Source organism: Neobacillus niacini (genome assembly GCF_031457145.1).
GTDB classification, from domain to species: domain Bacteria; phylum Bacillota; class Bacilli; order Bacillales; family Cytobacillaceae; genus Neobacillus; species Neobacillus niacini_J.
On record NZ_JAVDVZ010000002.1, the window covers coordinates 297,450 to 311,509 of the forward strand.

Genomic DNA, 14,060 nt, shown 5'->3' on the forward strand with positions numbered 1-14,060 from the left:
CGAAAAGAAAAGCGCCGACTACGACGCTTCCTCTTATTTTTTAGGTATTACTTGGCAAACAGAGAACCGTTCTTCGGATATAACTTCTGATGCTAATGTTTTAACATCATTTAAAGTTATTTTCTCTAGTGTAGGAACGACATCGAATAAATTCATATCATTAAACGCATATCTTGTAAATTGATTCGCAATATACTCAGGGGAATTTACAGCACGTAAAAATCCGCCAATTTTCTTCTTTTTCGCTCGTTCTAACTGTTCTTCTGTAAATGTGGTTCCGTTTTTGGCTTGGAATAGCATATCTTTGAGCTGGTCTGCAAGTTTATCCGGTTTTTCCGTGTCTCCGCCTACCATGGCAAAACCGAATCCCTGTTCCTGTGTATAATCATAAGAGAAGGTTTCATCAATTAGACCTTCGTTATATAGCTTATTATAATTTTCCGAGCTTTTCCCAAATAGTAAATCCAAGAACACATTCATCGTTAACTCATTTTTTAATAATTCAGACCCCGTTTGATCAACATGAAGTGCTTTCATCCCGATTAAACATTTTGAGGTTTGAACATTCATTTCTAGTACTTGTTTCTGCTTAGCTGCTTGAGCTGGTTCTTCTTCAAAGTTACGCTTAATCTCAGGCATGTCTTTATAAACCTTTTTGGATTGATTTTCTCTGACTTGATCCATGAATTGATTTGGATCCACTGGCCCTACGATAAACAGTAACATGTTGCTCGGATGGTAGAAGGTATTGTAGCACTCATAGAGCAAATCCTTGTTAATATGTGAGATAGACTCTATCGTACCTGCGATATCTATTTTTACGGGATGATTTTGATAAAGATTTTGAATCAGCCCAAAATACAAGCGCCAATCTGGATTATCGTCATACATCGTGATTTCTTGACCAATAATCCCTTTTTCTTTTTCAACGGTTTTTTCCGAAAAATATGGTTCTTGGACAAAATCAATTAATGTTTCAAGGTTCTTTTCTACATCTGAAGTACTCGAAAATAAATATGCAGTTCGGGTAAAGGATGTAAAAGCATTGGCAGAAGCTCCTTGCCTGCTAAATTGTTGAAAAACGTCTCCATCTTCCTTTTCAAATAACTTGTGCTCGAGAAAATGAGCAATTCCATCCGGGACCTTTACATATTCCTCTTTACCTAATGGCGCAAAATGATTATCAATAGATCCATACTTGGTCGTAAAAGTAGCAAATGTCTTATTAAAGCCCTTTTTTGGTAAAATATAAACATTTAACCCATTTGATAACTTTTCATGATAAAGTTCTTCTTGAATTTGGTCAAAAGTTATTTTCTCCATTATTTTACCGCCTCCATTCCTGTTAAGAAGTAGATGGTATCAAGTTCAATCTTCTTGGCAACAGCTATAATTTCTTCCTTAGTTGTTTTTTCCATATCATTGATCCACTGAGCAAGTTTAATGTCCTTGCCGGAAACTATATTATGGTATAGAATCTCTGTTAATCCACGGGAAGTATCTATGGTCTCTAGAATTTGATTCCTTATAACTGCTTTTGTTTGATTAAATTCCTGATCCGTAAAGTCGCCTTGTTTCATTGCTTCTAACTGATCACGAATAATTCCCACAGCCTGGTCGTAATTCTTTAGATCTATCCCTGACATGACCATCATTAGACCTTTATGGCTTTCTAGTCTGCTTGAGACATAATAGGCTAAACTGGCCTTTTCACGGACATTGATAAACAACTTTGAGTGCGAAAAACCGCCAAATATACCATTGAACAATTGGAGCGCAAAATAATCTGAATCTCCATAGACGATATTAGTACGATAACCAATATTTAATTTTCCTTGCTTAACATCCTGCTCTTCTTTTATTTCTTGAACTTGTTCTTTTTTATTTAATTCCATTGAATTAAGTTTTTTTGGTGAGCGGTCTTCAAATGTCAAAAGTTCTGCAGCAATGCTTTTTACGATTTCTTCCTTTACATCACCAATCACATAAAGGTCCATTTCATCTTCTAAAAACGCCTTTTTATAATATTCGTATAAATTTTCTGGTGTAATCCCCTCAACATCCTCTGCTTCCCCATTCACTTGCAAAGCATAAGGCTCCCCTTTACACATTTCCTGAAGCAGACGGACATTTGAATACCGCATTTTATCATCATATACTGATTGGATTCGCTGTTTTTGTGTACGTTTTTCTTTGTTCACTGTTTCCTGATCAAATGCATTTTCAGATATATTAGGCTTGGTTAACACCTCTGCAAGTAGTTCAAAGCCTTTTTTTAATAATGGAGTAGAGTCACTTAAAAATTTTTCATTGGCAATTTCAAGGGTGAAACTGACAATATGGTACTCACCTTTTTTGGCTAAATCGATAAACAGCGTAGCTCCATATAATTCATCTAAATAAGACCTTAAAGCTGTTGTTGTTGGGTACTTAGCGGAGCTGCTTTGTAATACCTGAGGAAGCAGTGCTCTCTTCGTTACATCTTCTTTTATTAAAGGTGCTTTCATTTTCCAAACAAATGTATTCGTTTTGTATTTATCTGTTTCAATGACATGGAGTTTGTATCCTTGCATATTGGTGATTTTTTCAGCAGTTGCGTCCATCTCATAACCTCCTTCAGATTTCAAAATCCTTCTTATTATATATGTAAACATTCATCCGGTTATTTTACATCTTTTCCATTGTATTAAACGCTTATTCTTACTATAATTTGCCAGGCTTGCTTTTTACAAGCTTAAACCACTGAATAGTTACAAAACAAAACAAGGCTGACAATATGTCAGCCCTGTTTACCTTATTATTATCGTTTTCCTGGATCGAATGGTTCTCCCGCTGCTTTAGGTGCTTGTGAAGATTTAGAAAAGATAACTAAAGCAATTAACGTCACTACATATGGGAAAATTTTTAGAATGATTGGCGGAATAACAGCCAATTCAGGGATAACTTGAGATACGTTAGCGATAGTGCTGGCAAATCCGAAGAATAATGTTGCACCTAAGATCCCGAGCGGTCTCCATTGACCAAAAATTAAGGAAGCAAGTGCTAAGAATCCGAGACCTGAAACGGATCCAGTAAATTCTCCTGCGTATGTTAAAATAATGATTCCTCCGCCTAATCCTGATAAAGCACCCGAAAGCATAACACCGATATAACGGATTCCTACTACATTGATCCCTGCTGCTTGAGCAGCCTGTGGAAACTCACCACAAGACTTTAATCTTAAGCCAAACTTTGTTTTATTTAGAATAAACGCACTAATAATTAGAACTAATAAAATAAACCAAGTTGTCGCATATGTTTTTGTAAACAATAAATCTCCAATTATTGGAATTTTAGATAATATCGGCACATCAAATGGAGTGAAACCGCTGGTAATACGAATATTACCACTACCAGTTATATTTCTAGCCAAGAATACAGTTAAAGCCATTGCAATCATATTAATCGCTGTTCCACTGATGACTTGATCAGCGCTTAAATTAATGCTGGCAAAGGCATGTAATAGGGAAAATAAAATACCGACTACCGCCGCTACTAATAATCCAATCCATAGTATAGTTGATCCTTGCATTTTATCCTGCAAAAAGTTAACTGTTAGTGCACTCGCAAATGCTCCTGAAATCATTAAGCCTTCTAAACCGATATTTACGATTCCGCTTCTTTCACTGAATAGACCACCTAATGCCGTTATCAAAAGCGGGATGGTAAAGATGATTGCATAAGGGAATATTTGTTCAATAATGGTCCACATTTTAAGCTTCTCCCTTCTTGCCAACAGGTCCATTTACATCATTTGCATTTGAACGAGTCTTACGGAATTTGTTTAATAGTCGGTGAATCAGCACACTGGTTGCAGCAAAATAAATGATAATGGCAATGATGGTATTAGCAAGTTCTGGTGGAATCTCGATCATCGCATTCATAAAGCCTGTCCCTGAATAAAGAATACCAAAAAGGAGTGCTGCAAAGAATACGCCAACTGGTGAGTTAGCTCCAAGTAATGCAACCGCAATGCCATCATATCCTTGTGATGGTAAAATACCGATTTGCATGCTGGAAGCATTACCAGTGTATAATGCTACCCCTCCAAGACCTGCAAGGGCACCTGAAATTAGCATAGATAAGATAATATTGCGATTAACTTTCATACCTGCATATTCTGCTGCATGGCGATTGAAACCTACAGCTTTTAATTCGAATCCTAAGGTTGTTTTATTAATGATAAATGCCACAATAATTACAGCAATTACCGCAAAGAAGAGCCCTAAATTAATATACGAACCCTGAAACATTTCAGTCAACCAAGGTGTTCTTAGCGTATTTCCTTCTGCAAGCTTTCGTGATTCAGTTTCTAAGAATTCACCTTTAAAATAACCAGGAACGATATAATAAACGGTCCAATAAGCAATCCAGTTCATCATAATCGTTGCTACTACCTCATGCACATTAAATCTAGCTTTTAAAAAGCCTGGGATAAATGCCCAAAGTCCTCCACCAATAATACCAGCAAGTATCATTAAAAGAATTAAAATCGGTCTTGAAAAATCAAACGATAACCCAACAGCAGTGGCAGCAAGGCCGCCAATCAGCATTTGTCCTGATACACCAATATTGAAAAGACCAGTACGAAAAGCAAAGGCTACAGCAAGTCCAGTAAAAATGAGAGGTGTTGCTGTTGCAAGAGTATCACCAATACGGGCTATATTTTTTAATGCACCTTGGAATAAATAGGTGTAACCTTCAATCGGGCTAGCCCCTATAAAGAGCATTAACAAGCCACCAGCTATTAGACCTAAAACAATTGAAATTAAAGATACGATGGTGTTTCTCATATATTTCTCTCCTTATTCACTCCAGCCATCATCAGCCCTACCTCATTTTCATTCGTTTCAGAAGCATTAACAGTTCCAATAAGTTCTCCATTGTTAACGATGGCAATTCGGTCTGAAAGCTGAAGAATTTCATCAAGCTCTAAAGAAACTAGAAGAACGGCTTTTCCTTTATCACGATGCTCAATCAATCTTTTGTGGATATATTCAATGGAACCTACATCCAATCCACGTGTAGGCTGCACTGCAATGAGCAAATCTGGATCTAATTCCATTTCTCTCCCGATAATTGCCTTTTGCTGGTTCCCACCTGAAAGCGTTCTGGCAATGGATACTCCGCCTTCTCCTGAACGAACATCGAAGTTCTCTAGGATTTTTTTAGCATAGTTCTTAATTGCAGCGCCATTCATTAGGCCATAATTTGCGAATGGCTTTTTATTATAAACTTCTAAAACCATGTTGTTTTCTAACGTATAATCAAGAACTAGTCCTCTTTTTTGCCTGTCTTCAGGAATATGGCCAATACCACTTTCAATTCTTTCACGAATTGGAATATGTGTTACTTCTTTTCCATTTAGAAGTATCTTACCGGATTCAACCTTACGAAGCCCTGTAATCGTTTCCACAAGCTCCGATTGACCGTTACCTTCTACTCCAGCGATACCGACTATTTCTCCTTTTCTAACTTCAATAGAGAAATTCTTAAGTCCCATTACTTTCCGGTTATTCTTTGCTGATAAAGAATCTATTTGAAGTACAACATCACCAGGTGTACTAGCTTTCTTATCCACTTTAAAGTTAACATGACGGCCAACCATCATTTCCGCAAGACTTGCTTCACTAGTCTCTTTCACGTTAACCGTTCCAATTCCTTTTCCACGTCGAATAACAGTACAACGATCAGCGACAGCTTTAATTTCCTTTAATTTATGTGTAATAATAATTATTGATTTTCCTTCATTAATAAGGTTTCGCATGATTTTCATTAGTTCTTCTATTTCATTAGGGGTAAGGACCGCAGTTGGTTCATCAAAAATGAGAACCTCGGCTTCACGATAAAGCATTTTCATTATTTCTACTCTTTGTTGCATTCCTACAGAAATATCTTCAATTTTCGCATGTGGATCAACGTTTAAACCATAATGCTTAGACAATTCCGAAATTCTTTTTGCAGCCTTATCAATATCTAAAACTATCCCTTTTAGCGGCTCACTGCCAAGAATAATATTTTCAGTTACTGTAAAATTCTCAACTAATTTAAAATGCTGATGAACCATACCAATACCGAGATGATTGGCAACATTAGGATTGGTAATTTTTACTTCCTTCTCCCGGATTTTAATGATCCCTTGTTCAGGTTGGTACATACCGAACAATACGCCCATTAATGTTGATTTACCGGCACCGTTTTCACCTAATAAGGCATGTATTTCCCCTTTTTTTAATGTTAGGGTAATATTATCATTTGCTACAATACCAGGGAACTCTTTCCTAATATTGAGCATTTCAACCACATAACTCATAGTAGCACTCACCTTTTTATTTAGACTAGGGTTTCTTAGAAAATAGGGAGCCCCCTATCACAACATCAAAAACTGAAGGATATTGAAAAAGCAAATTTTTACATAATCTTTCTACTAAAACACTATTTGTTTCCTATAGTAATATGCTTATTGGGTTGAATAAACATACATAAGTATAAAAGAGACGGGGAAAACCGTCTCTTTTATGTTCTTTTTACTTGAATAAACTTCCTTGTTCACCTGAAACTTTAATCTCATCAGATTTAATCTTATCAAATGCTTCTTTTGCCTTAGCAATTGCTTCATCACTCAAGTTAGGATTTTCTTCTGGCAGTCCAATACCGTCGTTTTTAGCATCATACGTTAATGTTTCGCCGCCAGGGAAATTACCATCTAATTCACGTTTAATTATGTCAAGCGTTACAACATCCAATTTCTTCATTGCTGATGTTAAGACAGCAGATTTTTCACCCTCATAAATTCCATCTGCATATTGGTCTGAGTCAACACCAACGATCCAAATTTTCTCTCCAGCTTTCTTACGAGTTTTTGCTTCATTGATAGCCCCTACACCAACACCGCCTGCAGCAGCGAAGATGACATCTACTCCACGGTCATACATTTGAGCAGCAATTTGTCCACCAGCAGCTACATTATCAAAAGATCCTTGATAAACTACGTTCTCAGCTTTAATGGTAATATTTGTACCTAAGTTATCATTAGCATATTTTACACCTTGTTGAAAGCCCCAGTTAAACTTTTGAACAGCTGGAATTTCCATACCACCGATAAAGCCTGCTTCGCCTTCTTTAATTTCAACTGCAGTAGCTACACCAGCTATGAAACCTGATTCATGCTCTGAGAAGAAAATCGCAACTGTGTTATCCTTAACAACAGGCTTGAAGTCTCCAGAATGTGGGGCACCATCAAGAATTACAAATTTCGCATCTTTATATTTATCTTGTGCATGGAAAATGGCAGTTTCAAACTTGAATCCAGGCGCTACGATAAACTTATAACCTGCATCGTATAAATTGCCCATTTCCTTTAGGTATTCTGCCTCTGTAGTACCAGCTGGCTTAAGGTATTTCTCTTGGATTCCAAGTTCTTCTTTTGCTTGCAGAATACCTTCCCAAGTACCTTGGTTAAAGGATTTGTCATCAATTGTACCAGCGTCAGTAACCATACCTATTTTAACTGCATTCTTACCGTTATCTTTATTACCAGTATCTTTGTCAGCGCCACCACAAGCTCCTAATATTGTGCCTGCAGCTAAAATCAATGACATAGCCAAGCCAAATTTACGTTTTTTCAAGGCAATTGACCCCCTATATTTAATGTTTGATTTAGTAGGAACTTTCAAAAAGCAACTTATTTGCGTTTTCAAGTCATCAAAAAGATTTAAAATCTTTTTCGCAAAACCCGAAAACTAAATTTGTCTGCTTTAAAGTAGTTTACCGAAAAAAGGATGGGTTCATCCATTTCATCGAAATGCATTTGCTTTAAAACAAGCAAAGCTGTTTCTGGTTCACATTCTAGAATTGGGGAAATTTTCTCATGATAACCAATTGGTTCAATTTGAGCGACCGCATATGTAATTTTTCGGTTTGCCTCATCTTCCAAAATGGAAAAAATGGATCCCACTCCATGGGAAAATGTCTCAGGCAAGATTTTTTCAGGTACCTTGTCGATACAGTACACAACAGGTTCCCCGTTTGCAGTTCTAACCCGCTCCATGATTACAATTCCTTCATTTAATGAACATGAGAATCGACGAATATCCTCTTCTGTGGCTCCAACTGTTGATGAACTTAAAAAGATGGTGCCTGGTTTCATCCCTGCTTGTAATATCATGTCAGTAACACTATTAAGTTGTTCAATCCCTGAGGTAAACAGCGGCTTAGCATTAACAAACGTGCCAACTCCATGGCGGCGAATAATAACGTTTTCTTCCTCGAGTATTCGCAATGCTTCTCGAAGTGTGGCTCTGCTAACTCCAAGATGTTTGGCAAGATCGAATTCAGAAGGTAACTTTTCCTTTTCTTTATATACTCCTTGGTCGATATCTTGCTTTAACCGATCGATAACTTGCAGGTATAAATGTCGGTTATCTAGCTTAATAGACATACAGGTACCTCCAGCTCATTCCTAAGACATCAGACATCTGATGTATAATCATTCCTACTAATCGACAATAATATACCATTTTTCAAGGCATATGGAAATAGTATTTCAATATTTTGTCGAAAAAAGCCCACCTTGTCGAAAATTGTCTAATGGAATAATTCTTTTTGCTTAACTATCTGCTATAATTTATTATTGTCTGCTACGGTTATCTGTATTATCGCAAAAAAAGAGCCAAAGGCTCTTTTTTAATTAACTTCTTCATTTGATTTTGCATGTAAAACGGTTCTTGGTTTACTGCCTTCATAAGCTCCTACAATTCCACGTGCTTCCATTTCATCGATTAATCGTGCCGCTCTAGTATAACCAATTCTAAATCGACGTTGTAACATTGACACAGAAGCCGTTTGCATTTCTATCACTAAATCTACCGCTTCAGAGTATAGTTCATCATCCACTTCACCAGCTACATCTGGGGTGTCATCTGGAATCATCTCTTCTTGATATTGTGCCTTTTGCTGTCCAATTACAAAATTAACGGTATCTTCCACTTCATTATCAGATAAAAATGCCCCTTGGACACGAACAGGCTTTGATGCACCAACAGGTAAAAATAACATATCTCCCCTGCCCAACAGTTTTTCAGCACCGCCCATATCCAAAATCGTTCTTGAATCCGTAGCACTCGAAACTGCAAAAGCAATTCTTGAAGGAATATTGGCTTTAATTACTCCAGTTATTACATCTACTGATGGCCGCTGAGTAGCAATAATCAAGTGGATTCCTGCTGCTCGAGCCATCTGTGCAAGTCTAGTAATCGAATCCTCTACATCAGAAGAGGCCACCATCATTAAATCAGCAAGCTCATCTACAATCACAACAATATAGGGCAAAAGTGGCTGCTTGTCATTTTCTTCTAGGTTATGTCTTTTTATATGATCGTTATACCCTTCAATATTACGAGTTCCAGAATGAGAGAACAGTTCATAACGTCTCTCCATTTCACTTACAACCTTTTTCAGCGCCTGAGAAGCTTTTTTAGGTTCTGTTACGACCGGTGCTAATAAGTGCGGTACACCATTATAGACATTTAACTCGACCATTTTCGGGTCAATCATCATTAATTTTACCTCATGAGGTTTAGCTCTCATTAAAATACTCGTAATAATACCGTTGATACAAACACTCTTCCCGCTTCCTGTAGAACCAGCTACGAGTAGATGGGGCATTTTATTTAATTCGGCGAGCACTGCTTCACCAGTAATATCTCTGCCAAGACCAATCAAAAGCTTTGCTTCTGGTTTATTATTTTGTGTGGCTTCTAGTACCTCTCTTAAGGAAACAACCGCAACCTCAGAATTAGGTACTTCGATTCCAATTGCTGACTTCCCTGGAATTGGAGCTTCAATTCGAATATCTTTAGCAGCAAGTGCTAGTGCTAAATCATCACTTAAACTGACAATCTTACTTACTTTAACTCCAACATCTGGGTGTACTTCGTATTTGGTAACTGCGGGACCGAGATGTACCTGGGTTACCCGAGCCTTAACACCAAAGCTCTGGAAGGTCCTCTCAAGCTTAGCTGCGTTAGCATGGATTAATTCATATTCTCCACTCTGGTCTGTTTTCTTTGGAAGCTTAAGAAGTCTTAATGGCGGCAATTCATAAGCCACATTTTCTACTTCTGTAAAAGTAATCGGTGGCGTTGAATCATCTTCTATTTTTTGTTCATTTGCATTATTTTTTGTTTCCTCTTTCCTTCGTTTAGCTTTTGGTGGTTCCTCATCTGGATAAGCACGATCTGCAAAGCTTGAAATAAGAGGTTCTGGTGTGATGATTTCATCTTGGGTATTTTGTAAAGGTGTGATGATGTCTGGTTGAGCAGCAGTAGAAGCTGCACGGTTTTCACGTTCTCGTTGCTGCTGTATCCGTTTTTCTTCTCGTTTTTCCTGCTTTTTCTGTTTCCATTCTTCCATATCTAATTGGAAGGCACTCCACTGTCCTTTTGAAAATTCAATAATTGTGATACCAATTTTTGCAATAAATTCTCCAAACGATTTTCCTGTTAGTAAAATAAATCCAATAAGAATAAAGATAAATGCAATAATCTTAGTTCCAGTTTCAGCAAATAAATAATGAAACATTGCGAAAAGAACGGCACCTATCATTCCTCCGCCAAGATCAATTGTACTTGTTTCCCCTTTGATTTCCATCATGAAAATTTCCCATGTATTACTAATCACACTAGGGTTTTTAAAGTTTCCATCATTTGTTAGTAAATGAAAAAGGGTTACGTGGCTTAAAAGGAGAATGGCAGATACAATAAAATAAATTCCAGTTAATTTAATATGAAAGAAAAAAGGTATGGTCCGTTTCCACATTAAATACACACTCAAAATAACTAGACCTATCAAGCTTAGCATATACCATTCACCCATCCAGAAGCGGAAAAATAATACTAAGGCTTCACCAACAGCTCCTAATTTTGCTATAGCAATAATAGCAAGTGCTAAAAGGACAAGCGCCGATAGTTCAAATTTAAGTGTTTCTTTTAAATGATTATCCCTCTTTTTTGTAGTTCTTCTCTTTCTTTTAGCCATTTAATCACCTGTCTATATAAGTGTAGTACTAGCATTATCAACCTTTTGCATTATCAAACATAGATATAATGCTATAGTAAAAATAACCCACAAAAGGAAGAAAGCAGCCTGAATGGCTGCTTAAGCTTCGTATCCTGATTATACCATAAGAACTTAAAAGTTGGCGGACAATCCTAGAATGCTGGCACAAGAAATTTTAGCTCCAGGACATATCCGCTCGTCAAGATAATGCTGTGGATCACTACTTAATACACGTACCACTTGTACATTTTGTGAATCAGATTGTTCTACTAATAGTGATACTCCTTGATAGGTTACAGTTTGTTGTTTCGTAAAGGATTCTGAATCAGTTGGAAAAATATATTCTTGCGGCATAGTAGTATACAGAATCATTGAACCAACCCCTCGTTTGTCACTTTGGACTGATCAATTAATTGGTTAAGCTTCTTCATCGCTTGACCTAGCCCACCTACTTCATCTATTAATCCATATTCCACTGCGTCAGGACCAACTACATTTGTCCCTATGTCACGAGTAAGATTTCCTTTAGCAAACATTAAGTCTTTAAATTTTTCTTCAGAAATATTCGAGTGTTTCGTTACAAAATTGACCACTCTATCCTGCATTTTATCTAAATATTCGAAGGTTGCAGGTACTCCGATAACTAGACCGGTTAAACGAATTGGATGGATTGTCATCGTTGCTGTCCCGGCAATAAAGGAGTGATCACAAGATACCGCTATTGGTACACCAATGGAATGCCCGCCACCTAAGACAATCGATACAGTTGGTTTTGATAACGTAGCTAGCATCTCGGATATGGCAAGTCCTGCCTCGACATCTCCGCCAACTGTATTTAATATGATTAAAACTCCTTCTATTTTTGGATTTTGTTCAATTGCCACTAATTGAGGAATTAAGTGTTCATATTTAGTCGTTTTATTTTGTGGAGGCAGAGCTAAATGGCCCTCAATTTGTCCAATAATCGTCAAACAATGGATTCTTGAATCGGAGGATAGTTGAGGTACATTTGTTTGTCCTAGCTGCTGAATTTTTTCCATTAAAGATGATGGCTTATCCTCTTTCTGAGGTTCTTGCCCTTCTTGTTTTTCCGATTCGCTTTTTTGTAAATCGTTATTCATCATAAGTCTCCCTTCACGCATGATACCGTTAGTATTGACCTATGAAACAATTTCATTCTTAGATAGGTGGAATTAACATATGTAATAATAAAAAGGCATTGGAGTTCCAATGCCTTCATCATTTTATACCTCCATAATAATAGGAAGTATCATCGGTCTTCTCTTTGTTTTTTCAAACAAATACCTGTTTAAGCCATCTCTTATATCCTGCTTTGTGCTTGCCCATTCAAAAGATTCTTTGGAAATGTTCTTTTGCACGATGTCTCGAACCAATTTTGTAGATTCATCCATTAATTTTTCCGATTCACGTACATAGACAAAACCACGTGAGATAATTTCAGGACCCGCAGCTATTCTCTTATCCTGCCGTGTTAAGGTAACCACTACGATTAAAATACCATCTTGAGATAAGAGCCTTCGATCCCGTAATACAATATTTCCAACATCTCCAACACCAATACCATCAATTAAAACATTTCCGGAAGGAACTTTACCCAAGATATTTAACCTGTCATCCTTAAATTCTACTATATCTCCACGGTCTGGAATAATAATATTCTCATCACTGATTCCACAATCAAGCGCCAATTTCCGATGTGCCTTCAACATACGATACTCCCCATGGACTGGAATAAAGTATTGAGGCTTCATTAAGTTAATCATAAATTTTAATTCTTCTTGACTGCCATGGCTGGACACATGTACCGTCCTTTTTCCTGAAATTACATTTGCTCCGGCTCTAAAAAGCATATCCACAGTTCTCGATATTAATAATTCACTGCCTCTAAGCGGGGAAGCTGCAATTAATACAGTATCTCCTGGTTGAATATTTACATACTTAGCCGTTTGCTTTGCCATTTTTTGAAGTGCCTCAATTGGCTCTCCTTGGCTTCCCGTCATTAAGACTAAGATTTCCTTGTCTTCATAATTATTTATTTCACTAAGAGGGACAATAAGATCTTCTTCCACCTCTAAGTAACCTAAATCAAGGGCAATATGATAAATTCTTTCTAGACTTTTCCCAACTACAGCTACTTTACGACCATTGTCCCTAGCAGCGTTAAAAATATGCTGAATCCTGTTAATATCAGATGCGAAGCAAGCAGCAATCATTCTTCCTCGAGTATTATATAATGCTGTTGATAATTCACGTTCAACGATTGCTTCGGAAGTAGTGTATCCAGGTTTTTCAGCTTCTGTACTGTCTGATAGTAAACACAATACACCTTTTTCTCCAATCGCCGCCATTTTCCCTATATCTGGCTTATAAAGGTTAGATGCTGCCTGATCAAATTTGAAATCACCCGTATAGACGATGATACCTTCTGAAGTATGGACACAAACACCAACTGAATCAGGAATACTGTGATTTGTTCGAAAGAAGCTAACATCGACAGAATCCAATTGAACAATCGTATCGGATGTTACTTCAATAAAATTAGTCTTCCCGCTATATTCCTGCTCCTTTAGCTTTGCGTTAGCAAGAGCTAACGTAAGTCTTGTTCCGTATACAGGGACATCCAATTGACGGAGAAGATAAGAAAGGGCACCGATATGATCTTCATGACCATGTGTAAGGAATACCGCCTTTACCCTTTCTTTATTTTCTGTTAAATAACTGATGTCTGGAATAACGATATCAATGCCAAGCATTTCATCCTCGGGGAACATTAACCCGGCATCAATAATAAAGATGTCCTTGTCCACCTCGACAAGGTACATGTTTTTCCCGATTTCTCCAATACCACCAAGCGAGATGATCTTAATGGAACTATTTTTTCTATTTATCAATTTCTGTTTCCTCCTATGTTGATTGTCTAGCTCAAGCACTCTTTCACTAAA

At 37.2% G+C, this 14,060-nt stretch carries 11 protein-coding genes; all 11 read right to left on the reverse strand.

Going from position 1 to position 14,060, the window contains the following annotated elements; translation table 11 throughout:
* Positions 1-33: 33 nt before the first annotated feature.
* The 11 genes from yfmH to J2Y03_RS06290 all read right to left on the reverse strand — a co-directional run bounded on the left by yfmH (position 34) and on the right by J2Y03_RS06290 (position 14,009).
* Positions 34-1,323 carry an EF-P 5-aminopentanol modification-associated protein YfmH gene (gene yfmH / locus J2Y03_RS06240; protein WP_310191975.1) on the reverse strand — a complete coding sequence of 430 codons (1,290 nt, stop codon included), beginning with the start codon at positions 1,321-1,323 and terminating at the stop codon, positions 34-36.
* Positions 1,323-2,603, reverse strand: coding sequence for an EF-P 5-aminopentanol modification-associated protein YfmF (yfmF, locus tag J2Y03_RS06245; RefSeq protein ID WP_310191978.1), 1,281 nt, complete (start codon positions 2,601-2,603; stop codon positions 1,323-1,325). The genes yfmH and yfmF overlap by 1 nt, the downstream gene beginning before the upstream one ends.
* Positions 2,604-2,800: 197 nt before the next feature.
* The gene (locus J2Y03_RS06250; RefSeq protein ID WP_132086148.1) at positions 2,801-3,751 is read right to left on the reverse strand and encodes an ABC transporter permease; all 951 of its coding nucleotides are present in this window, start codon (positions 3,749-3,751) and stop codon (positions 2,801-2,803) included.
* 1 nt (position 3,752) lies between these two features.
* Positions 3,753-4,832, reverse strand: coding sequence for an ABC transporter permease (locus J2Y03_RS06255; RefSeq protein WP_132086146.1), 1,080 nt, complete (start codon positions 4,830-4,832; stop codon positions 3,753-3,755).
* Positions 4,829-6,352, reverse strand: a complete 1,524-nt coding sequence (locus tag J2Y03_RS06260; protein ID WP_310191987.1) for an ABC transporter ATP-binding protein — start codon at positions 6,350-6,352, stop codon at positions 4,829-4,831. Before J2Y03_RS06260 ends, J2Y03_RS06255 begins: the two co-directional genes overlap by 4 nt.
* 214 nt (positions 6,353-6,566) lie before the next feature.
* Entirely contained in the window at positions 6,567-7,667 is a 1,101-nt protein-coding gene (locus J2Y03_RS06265; protein WP_310191991.1) for a BMP family lipoprotein, read from the reverse strand.
* A gap of 86 nt (positions 7,668-7,753) precedes the next feature.
* Entirely contained in the window at positions 7,754-8,479 is a 726-nt protein-coding gene (locus J2Y03_RS06270) for a GntR family transcriptional regulator (RefSeq protein WP_310191994.1), read from the reverse strand.
* 245 nt (positions 8,480-8,724) lie between these two features.
* A complete protein-coding gene (locus J2Y03_RS06275; protein ID WP_310191997.1) occupies positions 8,725-11,076 on the reverse strand; it encodes an FtsK/SpoIIIE family DNA translocase in 2,352 nt (783 codons plus the stop codon).
* A 153-nt stretch (positions 11,077-11,229) separates the two neighbouring features.
* Positions 11,230-11,469 carry a YlzJ-like family protein gene (locus tag J2Y03_RS06280; protein ID WP_132086139.1) on the reverse strand — a complete coding sequence of 80 codons (240 nt, stop codon included), beginning with the start codon at positions 11,467-11,469 and terminating at the stop codon, positions 11,230-11,232.
* Positions 11,466-12,221, reverse strand: coding sequence for a ClpP family protease (locus J2Y03_RS06285; protein ID WP_310192003.1), 756 nt, complete (start codon positions 12,219-12,221; stop codon positions 11,466-11,468). The genes J2Y03_RS06280 and J2Y03_RS06285 overlap by 4 nt, the downstream gene beginning before the upstream one ends.
* 120 nt (positions 12,222-12,341) lie before the next feature.
* On the reverse strand, positions 12,342-14,009 hold the full coding sequence (locus J2Y03_RS06290; RefSeq protein WP_310192005.1) for a ribonuclease J: 1,668 nt from the start codon (positions 14,007-14,009) through the stop codon (positions 12,342-12,344).
* Positions 14,010-14,060 lie beyond the last annotated feature (51 nt).

Bases quoted from the DNA above. Each gene is read 5' to 3' on its own strand.
- yfmH (WP_310191975.1), bottom strand. From the start codon at position 1,323: ATGGAGAAAATAACTTTTGACCAAATTCAAGAAGAACTTTATCATGAA.
- yfmF (WP_310191978.1), bottom strand. From the start codon at position 2,603: ATGGACGCAACTGCTGAAAAAATCACCAATATGCAAGGATACAAACTC.
- J2Y03_RS06250 (WP_132086148.1), bottom strand. From the start codon at position 3,751: ATGTGGACCATTATTGAACAAATATTCCCTTATGCAATCATCTTTACC.
- J2Y03_RS06255 (WP_132086146.1), bottom strand. From the start codon at position 4,832: ATGAGAAACACCATCGTATCTTTAATTTCAATTGTTTTAGGTCTAATA.
- J2Y03_RS06260 (WP_310191987.1), bottom strand. From the start codon at position 6,352: ATGAGTTATGTGGTTGAAATGCTCAATATTAGGAAAGAGTTCCCTGGT.
- J2Y03_RS06270 (WP_310191994.1), bottom strand. From the start codon at position 8,479: ATGTCTATTAAGCTAGATAACCGACATTTATACCTGCAAGTTATCGAT.
- J2Y03_RS06275 (WP_310191997.1), bottom strand. From the start codon at position 11,076: ATGGCTAAAAGAAAGAGAAGAACTACAAAAAAGAGGGATAATCATTTA.
- J2Y03_RS06280 (WP_132086139.1), bottom strand. From the start codon at position 11,469: ATGATTCTGTATACTACTATGCCGCAAGAATATATTTTTCCAACTGAT.
- J2Y03_RS06285 (WP_310192003.1), bottom strand. From the start codon at position 12,221: ATGATGAATAACGATTTACAAAAAAGCGAATCGGAAAAACAAGAAGGG.